Origin of the sequence: Pseudomonas sp. S04 (genome assembly GCF_009834545.1) — a bacterium.
GTDB lineage: Bacteria > Pseudomonadota > Gammaproteobacteria > Pseudomonadales > Pseudomonadaceae > Aquipseudomonas.
The window spans coordinates 4227160-4249409 of record NZ_CP019427.1; the positions used below are offsets into that span (position 1 = coordinate 4227160).

The 22250-nt window shown below is 60.9% G+C and carries 17 protein-coding genes; 3 read left to right on the top strand and 14 right to left on the bottom strand.

Translation table 11 applies throughout. From position 1 onward, the window contains the following. The first annotated feature begins 103 nt into the window (after positions 1-103). Entirely contained in the window at positions 104-1294 is a 1191-nt protein-coding gene (locus tag PspS04_RS18605) for a benzoate/H(+) symporter BenE family transporter (protein WP_095165439.1), read from the top strand. 130 nt (positions 1295-1424) lie between these two features. Here PspS04_RS18605 and PspS04_RS18610 read toward each other — a convergent pair whose 3' ends face one another. The 14 genes from PspS04_RS18610 to PspS04_RS18675 form a co-directional block, all read right to left on the bottom strand. Beyond that, positions 1425-2246: a MinD/ParA family protein gene (locus tag PspS04_RS18610; RefSeq protein WP_159997092.1), complete on the bottom strand. Its 822-nt coding sequence runs from the start codon at positions 2244-2246 to the stop codon at positions 1425-1427. 459 nt (positions 2247-2705) lie between these two features. Further along, entirely contained in the window at positions 2706-4163 is a 1458-nt protein-coding gene (locus PspS04_RS18615; protein ID WP_159997094.1) for a mannose-1-phosphate guanylyltransferase/mannose-6-phosphate isomerase, read from the bottom strand. Between the two features lie 94 nt (positions 4164-4257). Further along, positions 4258-5364, bottom strand: a complete 1107-nt coding sequence (locus PspS04_RS18620) for a mannuronate-specific alginate lyase (protein ID WP_159997096.1) — start codon at positions 5362-5364, stop codon at positions 4258-4260. A gap of 9 nt (positions 5365-5373) precedes the next feature. Beyond that, entirely contained in the window at positions 5374-6021 is a 648-nt protein-coding gene (locus PspS04_RS18625; protein WP_159997098.1) for an alginate O-acetyltransferase AlgF, read from the bottom strand. A gap of 10 nt (positions 6022-6031) precedes the next feature. Continuing rightward, positions 6032-7207: an alginate O-acetyltransferase gene (locus PspS04_RS18630; protein ID WP_159997100.1), complete on the bottom strand. Its 1176-nt coding sequence runs from the start codon at positions 7205-7207 to the stop codon at positions 6032-6034. 12 nt (positions 7208-7219) lie between these two features. Beyond that, positions 7220-8704: an MBOAT family O-acyltransferase gene (locus tag PspS04_RS18635; protein WP_159997102.1), complete on the bottom strand. Its 1485-nt coding sequence runs from the start codon at positions 8702-8704 to the stop codon at positions 7220-7222. 82 nt (positions 8705-8786) lie between these two features. Next, the gene (locus PspS04_RS18640) at positions 8787-10199 is read right to left on the bottom strand and encodes an alginate O-acetyltransferase (protein WP_159997104.1); all 1413 of its coding nucleotides are present in this window, start codon (positions 10197-10199) and stop codon (positions 8787-8789) included. 11 nt (positions 10200-10210) lie between these two features. Beyond that, positions 10211-11770 (bottom strand): mannuronan 5-epimerase AlgG, encoded by a 1560-nt coding sequence (algG, locus tag PspS04_RS18645; protein WP_095165645.1) that lies wholly within the window; start codon positions 11768-11770, stop codon positions 10211-10213. Positions 11771-11806: 36 nt separating this feature from the next. Further along, positions 11807-13240 carry an alginate export family protein gene (locus PspS04_RS18650; protein ID WP_194240662.1) on the bottom strand — a complete coding sequence of 478 codons (1434 nt, stop codon included), beginning with the start codon at positions 13238-13240 and terminating at the stop codon, positions 11807-11809. Then, entirely contained in the window at positions 13237-14622 is a 1386-nt protein-coding gene (locus PspS04_RS18655; RefSeq protein WP_159997106.1) for an SEL1-like repeat protein, read from the bottom strand. The genes PspS04_RS18650 and PspS04_RS18655 overlap by 4 nt, the downstream gene beginning before the upstream one ends. Then, positions 14619-15794: an alginate biosynthesis protein Alg44 gene (locus PspS04_RS18660; protein WP_269467579.1), complete on the bottom strand. Its 1176-nt coding sequence runs from the start codon at positions 15792-15794 to the stop codon at positions 14619-14621. Before PspS04_RS18660 ends, PspS04_RS18655 begins: the two co-directional genes overlap by 4 nt. A gap of 64 nt (positions 15795-15858) precedes the next feature. Next, positions 15859-17340 (bottom strand): glycosyltransferase family 2 protein, encoded by a 1482-nt coding sequence (locus PspS04_RS18665; RefSeq protein WP_159997108.1) that lies wholly within the window; start codon positions 17338-17340, stop codon positions 15859-15861. An 89-nt stretch (positions 17341-17429) separates the two neighbouring features. Beyond that, a complete protein-coding gene (locus PspS04_RS18670; RefSeq protein WP_095081201.1) occupies positions 17430-18740 on the bottom strand; it encodes a nucleotide sugar dehydrogenase in 1311 nt (436 codons plus the stop codon). Positions 18741-19528: 788 nt separating this feature from the next. Further along, positions 19529-19963 (bottom strand): hypothetical protein, encoded by a 435-nt coding sequence (locus tag PspS04_RS18675; RefSeq protein ID WP_159997110.1) that lies wholly within the window; start codon positions 19961-19963, stop codon positions 19529-19531. A 135-nt stretch (positions 19964-20098) separates the two neighbouring features. Here PspS04_RS18675 and PspS04_RS18680 point away from each other — a divergent pair, with 135 nt between their 5' ends. Continuing rightward, positions 20099-20443 (top strand): YggL family protein, encoded by a 345-nt coding sequence (locus PspS04_RS18680; RefSeq protein WP_095165457.1) that lies wholly within the window; start codon positions 20099-20101, stop codon positions 20441-20443. A gap of 329 nt (positions 20444-20772) precedes the next feature. Continuing rightward, positions 20773-22233: a D-alanyl-D-alanine carboxypeptidase/D-alanyl-D-alanine endopeptidase gene (gene dacB / locus PspS04_RS18685; protein WP_095165459.1), complete on the top strand. Its 1461-nt coding sequence runs from the start codon at positions 20773-20775 to the stop codon at positions 22231-22233. The last annotated feature ends 17 nt before the right edge of the window (positions 22234-22250 follow it).

Below are 22250 nucleotides of genomic sequence, written 5' to 3' on the forward strand. Positions count from 1 at the left end.
CGGCTGTATTGCAACGATCAGTTACGTTTGAGTTTAGGCTTGAACTCGCAAAACGCCTGCCCGCTTCACTCGCGGCCTACAAGACACAAGGAACAGCGCTGTCATGAACGACGCCACCCGCACCCAGCTCCGCCCGCTGGCCGATACCTCACCCTCGGCCATTGTCGCCGGCTTCATCGCAATGATGACCGGCTATACCAGCTCCCTGGTGCTGATGTTCCAGGCCGGACAGGCCGCCGGCCTGACCAGCGGGCAGATTTCCTCGTGGATCTGGGCCATCTCGATCGGCATGGCGGTGTGCTCCATCGGCCTGTCCCTGCGTTATCGCACCCCCATTACCATTGCCTGGTCGACGCCGGGCGCTGCGCTGCTGATCACCAGCCTGTCGGGGGTCAGCTACGGCGAAGCGATTGGGGCCTACATCACCTGCGCGGTGCTGGTAACGATCTGCGGCATGACCGGCAGCTTCGAACGCCTGGTCAAACGCATTCCGGCGTCGCTGGCCGCAGCCTTGCTGGCCGGGATCCTGTTCAAGATCGGCAGCGAGATCTTCGTCGCTGCCCAACACCGTACCGGCCTGGTCCTGGGGATGTTTTTCACCTACCTGGTGGTCAAGCGCCTGTCGCCGCGCTACGCGGTGCTGGCGGCGCTGTTGATCGGCACGGCGTTGTCGGGGTTCATGGGCCTGCTGGACTTCAGCGGCTTCCACCTCGAAGTAGCGACGCCGGTATGGACCACCCCGCACTTTTCCCTCGCCGCGACCATCAGCATCGGCATCCCGCTGTTTGTGGTGGCCATGACCTCGCAAAACATGCCCGGCATCGCGGTGCTGCGCGCCGATGGCTATGACGTGCCAGCCTCGCCACTGATCACCGCCACTGGCGTTGCCTCGCTGCTGCTGGCACCGTTCGGCTCCCACGGGATCAACCTGGCGGCCATCAGCGCAGCAATCTGCACCGGGCCGCACGCCCATGAAGATCGCAACAAGCGCTACACCGCGGCGGTCTGGTGCGGGATTTTCTACGGCATTGCCGGGGTCTTCGGGGCAACGTTGGCGGCGCTGTTCGCGGCCTTGCCCAAGGAGTTGGTGCTGTCGATTGCCGCACTGGCGCTGTTCGGTTCCATCATCAATGGCCTGAGCATTGCCATGAGTGAAACCCGGGAGCGTGAAGCGGCGCTGATCACCTTCATGGTCACGGCATCGGGGCTGACGCTGTTTTCCATTGGCTCGGCGTTCTGGGGGATTGTCGCGGGGGTGGTGACGCTGATGATTCTGAATTGGCGCAAAGCCTGATAGATAAAAAAACGGCGACCCGAGGGTCGCCGTTTTTTTCAACTTATTCATGTAGCTCCAGGGAGTAAAAACTGTATAAACACTCTGACCCAATGCAATAAAAAAATTCACACGAAGCAGCAGAGCGTTATTACCTTTTTGAGTGGCTAACAAGTCGCTCGACAAAAAACTCTACATGCCCTCTTGGAGCGCCCAGCAATGGCCACGCGTCAGCCTTGAGCGCTACCTCCTGAAAGGCTTTGCTGCATTTGCATCGCGGATGTCTCTCGTAAACCGCCCGCCGTGTCTGCGCGGCATTACGTACATATTCGTCGTAAGGAATTGCTCCCGCATACTCCAGGAAAACATCCAGGAAGTGGTCCGTGAGTTTAATAAGCTTGGCAAACAAATTCTGCCCTTCCAGGGGGTTGATCTCCATGTTGGCCAACACCCTGAAGCGCTTCATTCCGTGCTCATGATTAAGTACTTTGATCAACGCGTAAGCCCCGGAGATGGACGCCGGCTCATCGCATACAATCACCAAGACTTCATGGGCAGCTCGAATGAAGCTGACTACCGGTTCGCCAATACCCGTGGCGGTGTCGATCACCAGCACGTCCAGGCTGTCCGCTATCTCGCTGAATGCCTGTATCAGGCCTGAATGCTGAGCCCGCGACAGGCGCACCATACTCGGGACACCTGAACCAGATGCAACTACGCGCACTCCTCCCGGCCCGTCCATCAAGGTATCGGACAATTCACAGCGGCCCTCGATCAGATCGACAAGCGTATACCGTGGCACAAGCCCCAATTGGACGTCGACATTCGGGAACTCAAGGTTTGAATCCAGCAAAACGACGCGGCGCCCAAGCTCCGCCAGCGCCAATGATAGATTCACCGCCACAGTAGTTTTGCCTACACCGCCCTTACCGCTGGCGATAGCGATAACTTGTACAGCGTGCTCGGTATCCATACTGACTTTTCAACTCCATATTTAACGCTGACAAGCAATTGAATTCCTTAAATCATCAAGTTCCAAGTCTTCCAGAATCAGCCATTAACGACTGCTCAGCCACAACCACCGCACATAAGTTCGCGCTCGCCGATCAGTCGTCCTGATCGCCGAATGGATGGCTAATATCCAGAAAAAAACAGACTGAAAAAATTGAATACTGTAAAGACCGACGCACCAACCAAGATCAAAGCGGACACTATTTTCTTTTTTAACAACGGTAAACGTCCCTGTTATCGATGTATAAAACTGAAACGGGGATAGCACACCCGGACATGCCCTGATTATGCGCCAGGTGATAGCACTGCGCTATACGCCAAGCAACGTTCAAGCGCTGCTTTGAGCAGCACCTGACGTGCATCGGTAATCAGCCAAGGGATCGGCGTGCAGGGATCCACCGGCTGACCCGGGTGCTTTGGCTCAAACGCCGACCACCAGCTTGGGGGCCGGCAGCGCCTCGCCAGTCCGCCCATAGACATCCTCCAGGCGCTCGATGTCGTCCTCACCCAGGTAGCTGCCGGACTGCACCTCGATGATCTCCAGCGGGATTTTCCCGGGGTTGGCCAGGCGGTGCACCGAGGCGATCGGGATGTAGGTGGACTGGTTTTCGGCCAGCAGGAAGACCTTATCGTCACACGTCACCTGGGCGATGCCGGATACCACGATCCAGTGCTCGGCGCGGTGGTGGTGCTTCTGCAGCGACAGCTGCGCGCCGGGCTTCACGGTGATGCGCTTGACCTGATGGCGAGTACCGTTATCCACCGAGTCGTAGCAGCCCCAAGGTCGATTGACCGCACAATGGCTCTGGGTTTCCGAGCGGCCCTTCAGATCCAGGCTGTTGACCAGTGCTTTGACGTCCTGAACCGAGTTCTTGTGGGTAATCATCACCGCATCCTTGGTTTCCACTACCACCAGATCGTCCACACCGACCAAGGCCACCAGCTTGCTGCTGCTGTGGACGAAGCTATTGCGGCTGTCGTGGATCATCACATCGCCCTTGAGCACGTTGCCGGCCTCGTCCTTCTCATGCACGTCCGACAGAGAGGACCAGTTGCCCACGTCGCTCCAGCCGGCGGCGAGCGGCACCACGCAAGCGCGGGTGGTCTTCTCCATCACCGCGTAGTCGATGGAGTTGTCCGGGCAGCACTCGAAGGTGCCGCTATCGATGGTTATGACATTGCCGGTGCGGTGGCTGCGTTCCAGGGCCAGCGCACAAGCGTCGTAGATGCCCGGCGCATGCTTGAGCAACTCGTCCAGATAACGGCTGGCACGGAACAGGAACATGCCGCTGTTCCAGTAATAGCCACCCGTGCGGACGAGCTCGCGGGCCAGTTCTGCATTGGGCTTCTCGACGAAGTGGCTGACCCGGTAGACGCCGGGATGCATCCCGCCGGCGTCACCTGCACGGGTCGCCTTGATGTAGCCGAAGCCGGTCTCGGGACGCTCGACCGGGATGCCGAACAACACCATCTCCCCTTCCTCGGCCACCGCGCGCGCCACTTCCAGTGCCTCGCGCAGCGCCGGTTGGTCCTCGATCACATGGTCGGCGGGCAGCACCAGCATCAGTTCGTCGCGGCCCTCGGCCAGCAGTTGCAAGGCGGCCATAGCCACGGCCGGCGCGGTATTGCGGCCGAAGGGTTCGAGCAGTGTCGAGTGCCCCTCGACGCCGATCCGCTCCAGTTGCTCGTTGACGATAAAGCGGTGCTCAAGGTTGCACACGATCAGCGGGCTCTGCATACCTTCGAAGTCCAGGCGCTGCAGGGTCTGCTGGAACAGCGAATGCTCGCCGGTCAGGGCGAGGAACTGCTTTGGATACTGCTTGCGCGAAAGGGGCCACAAGCGCGAACCACTACCACCAGAAAGAATTACCGGAATCATGGGAGAAGCCTCATTAAAGTTCCATTTCAAATTAATACTTGTCCCCGCCGAGGCCCTGCCTCGGACTACCGGGAGAGTGAATGCATCGATGCGATCAAGGGTTGAACAACTGGGTGATATCCCCTCCTAGCCGATAGGTCTCCAGCGGCTCCAGAGAGCGGCGCCACGAATCGGTCTCGGCCGAGCAGCGATAAAGTGCGCAGTAGGGCTCCAGCCAGGCGAACTTGCCGTCCTCCTGCATATCCTCCAGTTCCTGCGGGTAGCCGGACCGGGCCTCGAAAAGGCGCGGGTTGTGCACGCCACTTTCGACCCGCTGGGCGAGCCGCTGCAGGGCACCACCGTTGTCGCCACGCAGATCCAGCCCGTTGGCCTCGGCGAATGCCGCGATCATTACCAGCGGCCCCAGGCTGTAGTTGTGGTAGGCAAGCGCCCGGGTCTGCCGGGACAGCTCCAGCGGCAGGTAGCCATCGGCGTCGACCTGCTCCATACCATGGCGGTACTGCTCGACCGCCCAGTCGAACAGGTCCTGGCGGTCGAGCACCACGGCGCTTGCCATCACCGCCCAGGCAGCCCAGTACTGGTGGTTGTTGCGCCGCTCACGCGGTTGCTCGTTCCAATCGTGCACCACCTGATCGGCGAGCTGGGCGAACCACTGTTCGATGGCGCGAGTTTCGGCCTCATGCCCACGCAAGGGTTCTGAGCCGGAAAACTGTAGCCGCAGATAGGCGGAAGACAGGCTGCCCAGCGCCCATTTGCGCACCGACTTGCCGGTGTGGTTGTAGGTTCGGCTGAGCAGCGCGTCGGCTTCGGCCCATGTGCTCAACCAGGTCAGGGCGCAGTCGGCGTATTCCTGACGGCCATCCTCCAGATACTTGCCGACCAGCTTGCTCACGCCGCTTTCCAGCGTACGCACATCGCCGGTCAGCCGCTTGTAGCGCGCGGCGGCCTGCGGGTTGAGCTTGTCCCTGGCCGAGTCCGAACCTTCGTACTTGCTCGGGAACAGCAGGTCGCCCGAATAGGGCGCGGGTACCTCGGGACAGGCCGCCACCTTATCCTTGGGGGACGGAGCGGCCAGGTAGTAGCCGCTGGGCGGCACGAGACTGGCGCCGGCGTTGCGTTCCAGGGGCTTGCTGCAGCCGCCGGCCAGCAACAGGGCCAGGCCGGTGAGCGCCATCCGCGAGCAGATCTGCCAGGGTTTCATAGCCATTCCTCAGTTGGTCGCAACCGGACGCTTGACCCAGGCCGGAGACAACTTGTCGGCGGAACCGGTGACGAACAGGCTGACCACTTCGCCACGCTCCAGCACCAGCGGGTCGAGGTCACGAATCTTGCGGTCGCCAGCGAACAGCGTCAGGCGCACCTTGACCGGGTTGATCTCGCGCTCGCCACGGGCGTTAGCCGAGACCGGGCGGATGACCTCGGTACGACCGTCGGCGGTTTTAATCGACAGGGCGGTGTCGGATAGATTCTGCAGGCGCAGCAGGGACTTCTGGCGATTCTTGAACGGCGGCTCCTCCACCAGTTCCAGCGCCCCATCCGGCATCTGCACCAGTGTGTAGTAGCGCTCGGCGTCGAGCTTCACCGCCAGGCTCTTGCTATCTGCGCTGACGGTGTATTTACCGGCCGGCAGGAAGGCGAAATCGCTGCTGCTTTTGGCGCCCAGGTCATTGATGCGGACAGGGCCGAGGTTGGCGTCAAAACTGCTGTTTGCGGCGTTGAAGCCGCGTACGAAAGCCGAGCCATGCGGTGCCGCCGGACCGTAGAGCGCCGCTTCGTCAGCCATCACCCACGGGGCGGACAGGCCAAGCAGCAGGCTGCCCAAGCGCAGGGTGTAGGAAATCGAGGAAAAAAGGGACATACAGGTACTCCTAGAATTGCAGGACGGGCTCAGTGGAGGTCGAGGTGGCGGTGTGCAGCGCGCGGCTGACCGGCTCCTCGCCGTTGTGCAGCCGGGCGAGCCAGGCCGCATCGAATCCGGACAGATCGCTGGGTAGCATCAGGTAGCGCTCGGGGAACTCCCAGATCACCAGGCGCAGCCCGGCGAGCTCTTTATCCCCCTGCTGCAGCAGGTTCAGCATGGGCACCAGTGGGCCCTTGCCCTCCTCGGCGTAATTGACCAGGTCGCTGCCCAGGGCCTGTTTCAGCGCACCGGCGAAGTTCCAGTCCGGGTTGGCGCTGTAGCTGGTCCCGACCAGCGCGATCGATGGCAGGGCGTCGACGAACAACTCATCCTCGGCGCTCGCCTCCTGTCCCTCGGCGGCCCGGGTCAGGCGCGGGCGCAGGCGCTCGGCCGGTAGTTGCAGGTCGGCGAAGTACGGCTCCAGGGGCAGGAAGCTCAACAGGTCGCCTTTGTGCTCCCGGCTGGCGACAGCCTCGGTGACGAAGGTCTGGTCGCCACGCTGCCAGATACCCTGCCGCGCCAGATGCTCGGCCAGACTCCTGGCCGCGACCTCTGCGCCGAAGGGGGTCCAGTGGCTGTCGGTACGCAGGAACACTGGCTCCTGCGCCTTCGCCTGCTGCAGCGCAGGCAACAGATCCGGCCCGCTCAACCCGGCTTGGCGCATCATGTCGAGGACCTTCGGGTACAGGCTCTGCTGAGTCAGCACGGGTCGCTCGTCATCCAGATGCTCCGGATAGAGTCGAACCTTGGCTGGCAGGAGCGCCAGCACCAGCGTCACCCCACGACGCTCGAACTCGGCCCGTACGGCGTTCACCAACCGCCAATTGTCCTGCAACTGATCGGGTTTGCTCGCCGGCTTGAACTCCTCGTCCGAGAACAGCCAGCCGTCCTGGCCGATGACCACGCCCTGGCGGCCTTCGCCGAAAAGCGTGTAGTCCGCCAGCGCCCAGAGATTGGTGCCCAGTTGCTTGACCGGGAACTGGGCGTCGTAGTGCTTCTCGAAGGCCAGCGCCAGTTTGCCGTCCAGCACGCTGGTTTCACTGGCTGCGGAGAAGCCGAATACCGCGCGCAGGGACCACAGGCAGAGCGCCAGCAGCAGGCTGCAGAAGAGCACGCTGTAGAGCAGGTTCAGGGTTCTGTTCATAGTCGGTTCCCCTCAGAACTGAAAGTACAGGAAGGGCGAAAAGCTTTGCGCCGAGAGCTTCAGCACCGAGACGGCGAACAGCAGGAGCACGGCAGCGTGGAAGGTCACGGCGCCTATCCGCAGGCGCGCCACGGCGGCTGCGCCGTTGGCGTTGATCATCATGCCGTGGTCTTCGCTGGCGCGGTCCTTGGCTCCGCCGGCCAGCGGCTGGGCGTAGAACTGACGGATGCCGAAGATGGCCAGCACGACATAGGCCAGCACCAGGGTGGCGATCTGCAGGCTGGTGAGCTGAGCGTGGTTGAGCTCGGAGAGCCGCCAGTCGGCGAAGCTGAACATGGCAACGTACATGCGCCAGGCCACGTCGAGGTTTTCGGCGCGGAAAATCACCCAGCCGATCACCACCAGCATGAAGGTGAAGATCCACTTCAGCGGGTTGAGCACCCGTGGCGCGGCGTTCACGCCCCAGAAACGCTCAATGGCCAACCAGACGCCGTGCCAGGCGCCCCAGAGGATGTAGGTGAAGTTGGCGCCATGCCACAGACCGCCCAACAGCATGGTCAGGAACAGGTTGCGGTAGGTCTGGAAAGCGGTTCCGCGGTTGCCGCCCAGGCTGATGTACAGGTAGTCGCGCAGCCAGGTGGAAAGGCTGATGTGCCAGCGTCGCCAGAACTCGGTAATGGATTGGCTGATGTACGGCTGCTTGAAGTTTTCCATGAAGCGGAAGCCCATCATCAGGCCCAGGCCGATGGCCATGTCGCTGTAGCCGGAAAAGTCGAAATACAGTTGCGCGGTATAGGCCAGCGCACCCAGCCAGGCGTCGCCCGTGGTGGGGTCGGAAAGCGCGAAGCAATGGTCGGCGATGGGCGCGATGCTGTCTGCGATGAAGACCTTCTTGATGAAGCCTTGCATGAAACGCGTACAGCCCTCGGCGAACTTGTCCACCGTGTGGGTACGGTGGTTGAACTGGTCCACCAGGTCGCGAAAACGCAGTACCGGGCCGGCAATCAGGTGCGGGAAGATCGCCACAAAGGCGGCGAAGTCCACCAGGTTATGGGTGGCTGGGGTGTCGCCGCGGTAGACGTCGATGATGTAGCTGATGGACTCGAAGATGTAGAAAGAGATCCCGATCGGCAGCAGGATGTGCGTGAGCACAAAGGGCTCCATGCCGAACGAGGTGATGATGGCGTTGAGGCTGTCGACGCCGAAATTGGCGTACTTGAAATAGCCGAGTACGCCGAGGTCCACCACCACGCCGAGGAGCAGCCATTTCTGCGCAGTTTTCGTGCGCACTCCGGCCGCGCCGATGCGCAGGCCAATCCAGTAGTTGAACACTGTCACGACAGCGAACAGCACCAGGAAGTCGATGCGCCACCAGGCATAGAAGATGTAGCTAGCGACCAGCAACAGCAGGTTTCGATAGCGCGTTCCGACCAGGTAGTACAAGCCGAGGAAAATCGGCAGGAACAGGAACAGGAACACGTTGGAAGAAAAAACCACGCTCTCAATCTCCTTTTGAATGATCGTCGTTGCCCTAAGGAGTCCATGCGCCAGGTGCAGCCCGGCGCATGGCTCAATCAGGTCAATCGGCCTTGGCTTGCATCACGCTTGCGGGTTTGTCCGCCCTGCGGCAGATCTTCGCCTCGACCTGCAGCCCCGGGGGCATGTCTGCCGGCATATCGATTTCCAGGGAGAGCAGCGTCTGCCCCGCCCACTCGGCGTCCTCACGCAAGCGGAAAACAAAGCGGCCGTTCGACTCGACTTCCCGCGACCGGCTGATCAACAGGTTTTCCCTCGAGCCGCTCATGTACCAGACGGTACTGCGCAAATCGCTGATCTCGGGCTTGCTGAACTGGATCTCGACGACGGCGTCCTCACTGCGGATCGGCTTGACCCCAGTGTTGACCAGCACCTCGTTCTTGCCTGGCCGCAGGGTCAGCTTCTGGTCTATTTGCGCCGTTACGTTCCGGCAACCGTTATCCAGCAGGGGCATGGCCTGGCGATAGAAAGTCGCCATGGCCAGGTCGTAATAGCTGTTGACCTCCCAGATCAGTACCTTCGGCGGTTTGTCCTGGAAGTCCTGGGTGCCGAGGTACTGCAGCATGGCACTGTGGAAGCCCCCGCCTGTCACCGAGCGGTTATCCACGTCGACGTTGGCGTACTGTTTGAGGAAGCCGTCGAAGTTGTACTGTGCGGAACTGAAACTGGTGCCGACCAGCACCACGTCGGGCCGCTCGGTATCACCAAACAGCTCGGTGCTCTCTTCTTTGGGCTCGGTCACGGCGCGGGTGAAATATTCATTGGCGTACCCGCTGCCACAGATTTTGCCGAATGCCTGGTTGAGAGAGCCGGCCTTGTACAGGCTGCCCTCGGTGCGCGTGGCAAATTCCTTGCGCGCAATCCCCTCGAAGACCTTCGACTTCCTGAGCTCGGCGGCCAGCAATTGCGCGGTCAACTCAGCGCCTTGCGGCGTCCAGTGGTTATCGCGTTTGAAGAAGAATTTGCTGCGCACGTCGGCCGGCAGATCCAGCAGTGCGGTGAGATCCGGCACGCGAATACCCAGGCTGCGCAGGCGCTCGATGGTCGCCAGGTAATTGCTGCGCGACAGTTCGGCATTGAAGCTGCTGCGCTCCTGCGGGTTGAGCATTTCAGTGACGAGCAGGCCCCGCGGTGGCAGGTAGACCATCACCAGTTCCACGCCCCTGGCTTTCAATGCATCACGCAGATCTTCCAGCAACTTGAAACCTTCGGGCGTGGTGCCGATGTTGGTCATCAAGTCGATCTTGCTGCGAAACAGCCAATCTTCCTGCCCCTGCGCCAGTCGGCTGAAATCGCCCAGATCACCGGTGTAGCTGCTGTCTTGCAGCGCCTGCGGGCAGATCTGGCAGCAGCGCTCGATCTCGTAGACGGGCGCCTCGGCGGCCAGGCTCAGGGAACTGGTGAAGAGCGTCGCAACCGAGGCGCACGCCAGCCACCCTTGGGCTAAGCGGCCCATTGAACTCCGTTTCATTGTTTGTCACTCACTTGAAGTTGCGCCAACTTGTCGAGCGGCAGGACCAGCACGGCCTGCTTCTGTCGCACCAGCAGGTCGATGATTCGGCTCTGCTCCTTGGCAAGCGCACCGAATATGCCGATGCCACTGGGCTGGGTCGGCATCAGCATTTCCACACCGTAGAGCTTCACGCTTTGCGGCGACACGACGGAGATGGCGCCCGACTGGTTACCGATCAGGCGACCGCCAACCACGGTCATGGAGAGGTTCATGTCGAAGGGGTCGAGTATCAGGTCGCGGGGTGTGCCGACGAGGTCTTTGACGTGCCCGTAGATGCCGAGCAGGCCGTTGGCCACTGCGAGGTTTTCATAGAGCCCGACATTGGCGCTGTTGCGCACACGAATGCCGTGCCGCGCGTTGTTGAACGCCCGGTTGCCCCACAACAGGTTGTCGCCGCTCTCGTAGATGGTGATGCCATCGGAGCCGTTGCGATAAACCTCGTTGTTGGCCAGCACGTTATTGACGCTGGAGCGGTCGACCACGATCCCGGAGAGGGTGTTCTCGTAGGAGCGGTTGTTGAAGATCCAGCTGTCGTTCACCTCGCGGGAGACGATGATGCCGTGCTTCTCGCGGGTGCCATAGGCGGTGTTCTCGGCGATGATCAAGCGTCGCGAGCGATCGTGCGGGTCGATACCGTAGACCAGGTTGTTGCGGTAGGTATTGCCCTTGAGTACCACGTCATAGGCTTCGTAGCAGTAGAAGCCGTACCACATGTCGTCGAACATCGAGTCAATCAGCCAGCCGCTGGGATGGTCGCGCTGCATGGTCGGATGCATCGCCGGGCTGTACTGGGAGATCGATACGCCATAGGACTTGCTCGCGGTGTAGCCAAGACTCGAGACCACCGAGTTGACGATGTAGGTCTCGGTACCGCCCCAAGCGTTGAGGAAGGGGCGGAACTTGCCCTTCTTCTTGAACCAGTCCTGCTGGTTTTCCGTCTCGCTCCAGGCGGTAAGGCGGGTGTACATGATGAACAGCTTGCCGTCGTTGATCAGGAACGCGCCGCGCTCGCTGGATAGGCGCAAGTCGCGGGTTTCGGCACCGACGTGCAGGGTCGCGCCCTGGCTGACGACGATCGGCAGGCGAGCGATGTAGATACCCGGCTCGGTTTCCTCGAAATACTTCTTCGGCAGGCTGCGGGCGAGATCCTTGAGCGTGACATAACCACCCTCGATGAAAATCGCCTGGGGCATTTCACCCTGGCGCTTGACCCACTCACGCAGACGCTCGTCGCCACCGGTGAACTCCACCAATTGGTTCGGGCCGATCATGCGCTTGAGCACCACGTTGCCAGCGGGCTTGCGAACGATCCGGGCATTGGCCGCCTCGGCCGTATAGGGCGACAGATCGGGCAGCTTCGGCGGCTCGATCAGCAGCGACTCGACGGGAATGCTCGAGACCTGGTAAGCGGGTGCGGCGTCTTCCCCGGCCGGTGCCACGAGCGCCCACGCGAGGCTAGCCGCGAGGACCATGCCGGCGACCCAGCGGTGCCTGTTTCTTGTGTGTAAATACATAGCGTCCAACTCCATGGTCAGCTCGGCAGGCGGCATTCAGTAGCGCCAGACAAAATCAACGAATGCGCGGTGCATACTCGAATCCGTGCCTTTGCCGAAGGCATCGCCCGGAAAGAACAGCCCGCCCCGGAAGCGGACCAGCGCGGAGGATGCCTTCAGCCACTCCATCCCGGCCGGTATCTGCCCGCGGTTCAGGTAGCGCGTCACCACCAGGTCGACTTCCTGCCCGATATCTTTCTCGCCAGGCACCAACTGGGCCTTCAGTCCGCTGCTGCTGTCGGCCTGGTCATCCACCCGCCAGAAGCGGTGGTAAACCAGGCTGGCGTCGTAGTCCTCGGCCAACTGCCAGCCACTGAACACGCTGGCCGCCTGCAGGTTGTTCATCTCACCGCGATAGGCTTCGCCGAAGCGGTTGATGGCACTGCCGGTGCCGGTGAATTTGGAGCGGTTGCTCTCCAGCCCGGTCTGTTGGAACTGCTCGGAGTCGTCGCCGTCGGAGCCGCCGCTGGCACGCATGTAGGTGGTACCGACGCGCCAGTTCTGGTCGATATTCCAGCGCAGGCCAAGGTCGACCGCCCAGGCATCGACATCCTGGCTGACCTGGTCGTTGGCCTGGCGCCGGCCGTTGACGGTGTTGGTGCGCAAGGTGTCGACATTACCGGTCAGCCACGTGGCGGCTACCCAGTAATTGAGCGGCAGGTTGCTGCGCTCGTTGTAGAAATCGCCATTGAGTTCAGCCCCCAACCAGGTGAGGTCGCCGGTCGTGGTCTTGCTCATCTGGTCCACCGACTCACCCACCCCCGGCAGGTTGCCGCCATCATCGCTGTGATGGAGCTTCACTCCGGCCCAGTGACCCGGCTGCCACTGCCAGGACAGGTCGGCGAGCAGGTGCAGGCGATCCTCGTCCTCGGGCGCCAGTTCATCCAGGTCCGTGCGGTAGTCACTGAAACGTTCGGCAATGCCGACGTGGGCACTGAGCAGGGTTGTCTCGAAATTCCAGCGCAAGGCTTCGATATTGCTGTCCCACCACAGGCCGTCGGCACTGCGGATCTTCTGCCGACCGAGTCGCAAGGACTCTCCCGGATAAGCGCTCAGACCGCCATAGTCGACCCAGAACTCGTGCATGGCGAGGAACTGGTCCTCTCGCTCGCGGGCGTCGTTGGGGTCGAAGGTGTCGGATTCGCTGGTGTCCGACTCGATGGTGTCGGTGGCGAGGAACGCCTCGCCGAGCGCGAAGGCGCTCCAGTCGCCCTGACGGTTGTAGACCCAGGGCCGCACGCTGAGACCGACGCCATTGAAGTCGCCACCGTCGCGGGTACCCAGATCGAGGTCATCGATCGACTGCGCGGTGAGTTTGAGATTGGCGCCATAAGACAAGCCGGGTTGCGGCTGCGCCCCAAGGACGACGGAGCTGGCCAGCAATCCGGCCATGCAGGCCAGCGTGGTGACTGGACGGTATTTCGAAGTCATAGCACTTCCTGCGCTTGATCAGCTTGATTCCTGGCGGTGACCTGTTGGCCACCGCGAGCCTCGATTTCACGGGCCAGCAGGCTCTCCACCTGCTGGTAGTCCTGCGCTTGCAGCCTCGGCGCCAGGCGCTCCATCAGGACCTGCCCCTGGGCCACGCCCTGACGCGACGCGAGCGTGGCGAAGGTGTAGCTGTAGACGGCGTTGATCCGCACGCCCTTGCCCTCGCCAAACAGCTGGGCCAGCGCGATGTTGGCGCTCGGGTCGCCCGCACGGGCGGCAATCAGCAGATGCTCCAGCGCCTTTTCCGGCTCGATGTCGCCCAGCGCGCCATCCCGGTACAACCGGCCCAGCAGCAGGTGCGCTTTGAGGTGGCCGGGCGCGGCCTGTAGCAGGTACTGCTCCGCCGCCCGCGGATCGGCCGGTACGACTTGGCCCTTGAGGTACAGCTGCCCGAGCATCAGTGCCGCGCGGCTGGAACCCGCCTCGATACCCTTGTTCAGGTATCCGGTGAGTACGGCCCCATCCCCCAGGTCGGGGAAGCGCAGGACCAGTTCGGCCAAACCGCACCAGGCATCCGGGTAGGCCGGCGCAATACGCGTGTAGAGCACCTGGGCAGCCTTTGGATCAGCTTCGCCCAGGCTGCTGTCGGCCAGGACCTTGGCAACGCTCATCACACGTTCAGGCGACACCAGGCCGGCCTGGTAGGCCGAGTCCAGCCGCGCCAGCAACTGCTGCTGGCGGTCTTTGTAACCACGCCGCTGGAAGATCTCGGCAAGTTCGACATAGCATTCACTGGCCTGGTCCAACCAGCCCTCACAGATGGCTTCGATCTCGTCCAGCTTCTGCTCGTAGTTGCCGCGCACACGGTACAGGAGCACCTTGCCGAGCCGGGCTTCGCTGATGCCTTGCGCCTGCCATTGCTCCAGCTCGCGTTCCAGCTCGCCGCTGGCAAGCTTTTGCGGATCCTGCAGTTGCAGCTGCACCAGTGGCAGCAATGCGCTGTTGTCGCCGGCCGCCAGGCTCTGGCGCAACAGCTGCTCGGCCTCCCGGCGCTCGGCAGGACTCGCCTGCGGCTTGCTCGCCAGCCATTTACCCAGCCGCGCTGGCGCCGCCGGAGAGCGATCGAGGGCCTGGCGGTACAGCGTCTCGCCCTGCATCCGCTGCTCGATCAAAGGACTGCGTATCAGCAGGTCGGCGAGACCGATCTGGGCCTCGACGTAACCTTCGCTGGCGAGGACGCGGTAATTCTGTTCCGCGGTCGCGAGGTCACCACTGCCCTTGGCCGTCTTGGCCAACTGCAGGTCGGGCAACGCCACGCAACCGGCCAGCAGACCGAGGCTGAGCGAGCTCAGCAGCCCGCATGCTAGTCCGGTGCTCTTCATTTTTCGAACACCAGGCTGTTCAGGCCGTTATTGGCGAAGAAGCCGTTCAACGGGCGAATGCGCACGTCCACCGGACGCTTGGCCAGATCGCTGGCAAGCGGCTCGTCTGGCTGGATGTGTACGCGGATGTCCGAAGCCAGGCCGCCGTCCTGCAGGGCGATGCTGGTGATCCGGCCGCTGCGTTCAGTGGTTTCGCCACCCACCAGGAAGGTCAGTGGGGTGCCTGGTTGCAGCTTGTTGAAAGCGCGGTACGGGAAGCGTGCTTCGACGGTGGCGACGCTGTCCACCGGCGCCAGCATGAACACCGGAGTGCCCTTGGCTGCCACCTGGCCATCACCCACCAGTTGGCTGACCACTTTGCAGTCACAAGGGCTGGTCAGGGTGCCCTGGAAGCGTTTGTTGAACAGGCGCTCCAGGTTGTCCGGGGTCATCTCCGATTCCGGCAGGGCGCCCTTCAGGGCATCCAGCATGTTCGCCGTGAAGGTGGCCACCGGTGCACCCTTGCTGACCGTGCTACCAACGGTGACCAGGCTTTGCACAGTGCCTTCGCGCGGCATCGCGACCTGCGTGCCGGGCACGCTGACCTGGGCCGAGTCAGCGTGAGTGACGAAGTAGATGTCGTAGAACTGGTACAGCACATAGGCGAAGGCGCCCAGGCCAACGAGCAGCATCACCAGGGTTAAACCCATGGCGCGCAGGCGGCCGAGCAGGCTGAGCCTTTCATTCCCCTTGCCGCCACGGGCCTTGGTGAAGTTCTCGCGCTGGAGAATGCTGATCAGGCCACCGACATTCACCAGCTCGCCGCCGATGAAGGAGCTGATGATGTAGCGCAGCGCCGACATCTCGCGCGGACGCAGGTTGTGAAACTCACAGCCAACGCGCTTGCCGCCAATGATGGAGCGCACCTGGAATTCGACATCCATGGCGAAGCCGATGCCCTCTACTTTGAACATCAGCTTGCCGCGATAGAGTTTGCCCTCGACCACCGACTGGCTGCCCTGCTCGAAGCTGAAACCGCCAGCGGACAGGTCTATCAGTTCGACTTCCTGGACGCCCCCCTGCTGGCCTTGGAACCGGATCTTCGCCGGCAGCTTCAGGCGCGCATGCTGACGCTGCGCCTCGGACTCATGCACCATATTGGCGTTGCCCACCGGGCTGATCACTGCACTCATAATTTTTTCCTTTCAAATTAGTAAGTTGAACCTGGCTTCAAGGTATTTGGGTCCTTTTCGCCGATCACACCACGAACATCAGCAGGGCAAGAAAGACGCTGCCCGCGGAGAAGGTCATAGCGCGCGAAGACCAGGTGTTGAACCAGCGCGAAAAGCTCGCCAGGTCGCGATTAAGCTTGGTGTCCTGGCGGGTCCAGGACTGCCGGTCGAGGCGGAAGAAGACGTACACCTTCACCAGCGCGCCCATGATCTGGTTGTAATAGAGGATCAGCGGATAAGCCGGCCCCACCTTGTGCCCGGAGGCCAGCAGCAGCAAAGTCAGCGCCAGGCGAGTGAGGCCGATCCACAGCAGGTACACCATCAGGAAGGCGAAGCCGTACTTGAGGCTGGCGATGATCGCCACGGTGGGCCCCAGCAGGCTGGTCCACATGGATACGCGCTGGTCGGCCAGCACCAGGCAGGTGAACCAGCCCAAACGATTCGGGCCAAGGCCCAGGGCGCGGGAGTTCTGCCGCAGGTTGTTGCCGTACCAGCGGAACATCAGCTTGCGACTGGCCTTGATGAAGCTTTTTTCCGGCGGGTGCTCAACGGTGTTGATGGACGCGTCCGGCACATAGAAAGTGTCGTAGCCCAGGCGCATCAGGCTGTACCAACTGGACTTGTCGTCGCCAGTGAGGAAGCGGAAGCGTCCGAGGCGCCAGTGTTCCAGGTGGTCGGTCTCGACGTCAGCGATGAAGCCGGGATTGGTCACCACGCTGGTGCGGAATACCGACATGCGCCCGGTCATGGTCAACACACGCTTGGAGAGCGCCATGGAGCACATGTTGAGGTGGCGCTGGGCGAAGCGCAGCTTATGCCACTCGCTCATGATGTAGCTGCCGCGCACTTCGCAGAACTCGTTGGTGGTCAGGCCACCGACATTGGGGAAAAGCTTGAACCAGGGCACGGTTTTCTTCACTACGCCCTGCTCCAGTACGGTATCGCCATCGATCACCGCCACCACCGAATCGTCGTCGGGCAGGTGCCGGGAAATGGCGCGGAAACCGTGGGCCAGGCCATCGCGCTTGCCGGTTCCGGCGATGCGCACGAAGTCCAGACTGACCCGCTGCGGTGGGTTCATCTGCCGCCACAGGCTCTCGATCAACAGCTCGTCCGAACGCTCGACGATGGAACACACCACGGTGGTCGGGTAGCCGCAGTCGATGGCCTCGCGGATCACCGATTGGTAGACCTGAGCGGTGGTGAGCGCCTCGATGCGAAAGCTGGTGACCAGCAGGAACACGTGGGACGGGGCCGCTTGCTCACCCAGCTGTCGCATTTTGCGCCGATACCAGGGGAACACCAGATAGAGGAAGATCATCCCCCGCACGAAATGCACGGCGCCCATGGAATAACGCCAGATGCCAATAACACCCAGCAGAAGAATGAAATCGACGGACTCCGGGTCGAATGTGCTGCGCGGCAGCAGCATTGCCATCCCCATGAGCGTGATTACCAGCAGTAACCACCCTGCGGCGGTGCGCAGGCGACTCTGAAAAACATCCATGTCTCGGACCTGTATGACTTATCAACAATATGGCAACAGGAGCGCCGTGCCTGTTGTCAGGGCGCCCCACGAGCATCACTGCAATGGCTCTACCAGCAGATACCCTCTAACCCGCCACCGCTGGACTGGCGCATAAACCCCACCAGGTCGAAGACCTTCTTGTCGGCGAAAGCCCGTTCTACCAGGGGCGCGAAGGCTTCATCGCCGTTGCCCAGGACGATCACGTCGGCATTGGCGACCACTTCGTCGAAATTGGATCGCAGCAACGACGAAACATGGGGAATCTTCGACTCGATGTAGTCGCGGTTGGCGCCGTGAACACGGGCATACTCGACGTTGCTGTCGTAGATGCTGAGGTCGAAGCCCTTGCCGATGAGCATCTCGGCCAGCTCCACCAGCGGGCTTTCACGCAGGTCGTCGGTACCGGCCTTGAAGGACAGCCCCAGCAGCGCGACCTTGCGCTTGTCGTAACTGGCGATGATGTCGAAAGCTTTGCGCACCTGCGCGGAGTTGCTGCGCATCAGCGACTCGATCAGCGGCGACTCGACGTCCAACTGACCGGCGCGGTAGCTCAGCGCGCGCACATCCTTGGGCAGGCACGAGCCGCCGAAGGCGAAGCCCGGGCGCATGTAGTAACTGGACAGGTTGAGCTTGCGATCCTGGCAGATCACCTCCATCACCTCGCGGCCGTCGACGCCGACCGCCTTGGCGATGTTGCCGATCTCGTTGGCGAAGGTGACCTTGGCCGCGTGCCAGACGTTGCAGGTGTACTTGATCATCTCCGCGACTTCGATGGTCTTGCGGATGACCGGCGCATCCAGCTCGCGGTAGATCTCTTCCAGCAGGTCGCCAGAGGTGCTGTCCAGCTCGCCGATCACCGTCATCGCCGGAAAGTCGTAGTCCTTGATCGCGGTGCTCTCGCGCAGGAACTCGGGGTTCACCGCCACGCCGAAGTCGACGCCGGCCTTGAGCCCGGAATACTGTTCCAGGGTCGGAATCACCACATTGCGCAGAGTGCCCGGTAGCACCGTGCTGCGTACCACTACCGTGTGACGGGTGGTCTTGAGCGGTAGAACCTGGCCGATCTGTCGGCACACCTCTTCGATGTAGGACACATCGAGGTCGCCGTTGCGCTTGCTCGGCGTCGGCGGTGCGAGGAAGGAAATATCGGTTTCGAGGACGGCCTCGCGAACATCCAGGGTGCCACGCAGCATGCCGCTGGCGACCCCTTGCTGCAGCAACTCGCCCAGACCCGGCTCGACAATGGGCGATTTGCCACTATTAATCATATCGATCTTGAGAGCCTGAACATCGACCCCGATGATCTGATGCCCTCTTGCCGACAAGCATCCGGCACATACCGCGCCGACGTAACCCAGACCAAATATGCTGATTCGCATGCTACGAACGCTCCTTGCAACTTAAGGTCATGGAATGTCCCTATAACATTCCCATATCCACTTACAGGCAACTTGAATCCACGACCTGTAACCAGTAGGGCGGCAGCTATTGGCAGCGCCCTATATAAATCAACTTTAGAAACTTCAATATCTCTTGCGAAAACCCACGCGAAAGCCACTTGCCGTCATAACAAACAACGGCACTAGCAAGCACAAGACAGACGATAGAACAGTGAGTACAGCATTCCCAAAGCTACGAAACCCTTGGTCCGTAGCTCCAAGCCGGACACATGGTGAGCACTTGGACAACGCAAAGCAATAGTGCAATTAAAAATAAACCACAAATAATGATTTTGACTTAATGGCGCCAAAACAACGGCAGCAAGGGAATTGAATAATAAGACAAAGTTAGTTGTCAGCTTTATGACGACAATATATTTACGGCAGATAAACCGTTTAAGCGCTGCAAGTTTATCGCCATATTAATGACGACTAAAATATGACGCACGATGCTATTTTTATGGCGCCGCCCTTTCGTCAACCCTTCAAGGGCTCGCCTGCGACGTGAAATGCTCGGCTGTCGAGTTGATGCGCATCACTGAAGGGCTGAGACAAGCCGCCAACGAGGCTGAGGCTTACAGGCTGCTCATTGTCCGGGCACAGACTTCTGTATCGGTGCTGGAATGCTCTCGTGCTTGCGACATACTAATCGGCAGCAACTTTTATACTTTCAGCCAATACCGGTAAATAGCTGTATCTGGTAATGCGGGGCGATTCAGGCAGGGCAATTAACGCCTTTCGATGCATACCAGGATGCTGATTAAGCACTTTGTTAACAGATAGGTAAGTGCTGCAGCGATTGAAGGCTCGAGCACGCTACGAACCTCCGAGACAGATGTCATTGTTCCCAAACGATTTTTATTATCTGCACTCATCTCTAAATCCCTTGGATCGTTTCCCGCCCAGACTCCAGACAGTTTTTCGCGGTACGTGGGAATGCCGCTATCGGCGCAGATACTTCGATCGACAACGTTGATAGGTGAGTCCGCGGACAGTACAAACCGCAGAATCGAGTATTCTCCCCCCGGCATTCCTTGCGGGAGCCAAATCGAATGCACGCACAGAATCAGGACCGAATTGAGTTGCGCGCCATAACTCATCTCGAAAGCCCTCGCCAACGCGGTCTTGGTGCTGGTGACCATGAACATCTGCGCCACCAGCAACCGGCCATCCTCGAAAATGGCGGAGCTAAAATGCGATGGAGCAACTGCTTCGCGTGGCCAGCGCCTCACTCAATCAGGCAGAGGTGCCGCGTAGCTGATAAGATGCGCGGCGTTATTACTCAAGAGGATTGTTTCATGGCCACTAACCGCTCCCAGCGTCTGCGTAAAAAGCTCTGTGTAGACGAGTTCCAGGAATTGGGCTTCGAGCTGAACCTGGACTTCAAGGAAGATTTGGCTGACGAGGCAATCGATGCATTCCTCGACGCGTTTTTGAAAGAAGCGATGGAAGCCAACGGCCTGGGCTATGTTGGCGGCGACGACTACGGTCTGGTTTGCCTGCAGAAGCGTGGCTCGGTTTCCGAAGAGCAGCGTGCTGCTGTTGAAGCCTGGCTCAAAGGCCGCAGCGAACTGACTGAAGTCACCGTCAGCCCGTTGCTGGACGTCTGGTACCCGGAAAAGCCGATCAATCCGGTAGCTTGATGTTCAAAGGGCCATCCATCGTGATGGCCCTTTTTGATTCTGGTTCAAGAAAAGAACCCTTATCGTCGATTTGAGTCCTCCCCCCCCCCCCGAAATCTCTCCCCTATTCAGCTCCCTCACTGTCCGTGATCAAGCACGGGGGACGATCCTCATAAGTAACTCTCTGGGCGCCCGCCTTGGTTCCGCTAAAAAAAATAGCCGATTAGCTCACCTGCTTGCGGCACAAAGCGCTATACCTTGGGCATAATGCCGACAATTTCGTGACCACTGAGGGAATTTATCTTCATGCCCTCATCTTTTTTCCCCTCGGCTGTAGGGTTTTATTTCATATGATCAGATCTTTGCGTCCATTGTTGCTGGCCGGCCTGCTTATCCCCCTGGCCTTTACCGTTTCTGCTGCGCCCGTCAATACCGCCCTCACCCCCAACGTCGAAAAAGCCCTCAAGGCCAGCAAGCTGCCCGACAGTGCGTTGTCGCTGGTGATGATCCCCCTGAACGGCCCGGGCACCCCGACCGTGTTCAACGCCGACGTCTCGGTCAACCCGGCGTCCACCATGAAGCTGGTGACCACCTACGCCGCTCTGGAAATGCTCGGCCCCAACCACCAGTGGAAAACCGAGTTCTACACCGACGGCACCCTCAGCGGCGGCATCCTGCGCGGCAACCTGTACCTCAAGGGCGGTGGCGACCCGAAACTGAACATGGAAAAACTCTGGTTGCTGATGCGCGACCTGCGGGCCAATGGCGTGCAGCAAGTCACCGGCGACCTGGTGCTGGACCGCAGCTTCTTCAATCAACCGCAATTGCCGCAGTTCAACGATGACGGCAATGACGACAACAAGCCGTTCCTGGTCAAGCCCGACGCGGCCATGGTCAACCTCAAGGCCCTGCGCTTCGTGGCCCGTAATGATTCGGGCCGGGTCCTGGTATCGGTCGAACCGCCGATTGCCAGCATCCGCATCGAAAACCAGGTCAAGGCCGTCAACTCCAAACAGTGCGCCGGCGGCGTGCGCTACAACCCGGTAACCCAGGCCGACGGCAGCGTCACCGTGACCGTGGCCGGCCAACTGGGCGACGGCTGCAGCTCGCAGACCTACCTTTCGCTACTCGACCACGCCACCTACACCGCCGGCGCCGTACGGGCGATCTGGCAGGAACTGGGCGGCAGCATCCAGGGCAAGGATCGCCAAGGCGCGGTGCCCAAGGACGCCAAGGTCCTGGCCCGGGCATTCTCCCCGGACCTGGCGGAGATCATCCGCGACATCAACAAATACAGTAACAACACCATGGCCCAGCAATTGTTCCTCAGCCTGGGCGCGAAATTCCGCACTGGCGCCGACAGCGACGACGCCATGGCTGCCCAACGGGTCGTACGTCAGTGGCTGGCGAAAAAAGGCATCACTGCGCCGCATCTGGTGATGGAGAACGGTTCCGGCCTGTCCCGTGCCGAGCGCGTCAGCGCCCGTGAGATGGCAAGCATGCTGCAGGCCGCCTGGAGAAGCCCGTACTCGGCCGAATTCGTCAGCTCGATGCCGATTGCCGGCATGGACGGCACCATGCGCAAACGCCTGAAAACCACGGCGATGCGCGGTGAAGCCCACGTCAAGACGGGCACCCTGAACACCGTCCGGGCGATTGCCGGCTTCAGCCGCGACAACAATGGCAACACCTGGGCCGTGGTCGCGATCCTCAACGACAAGGCGCCCTTTGGTGCTTCGTCGGTACTCGATCAAGTGTTGCTGGACCTGTATCGCCAGCCAAAACTGGCAGCCACCGCGTCGGTCCTCTAGGCCACGAGTAAAGGCTG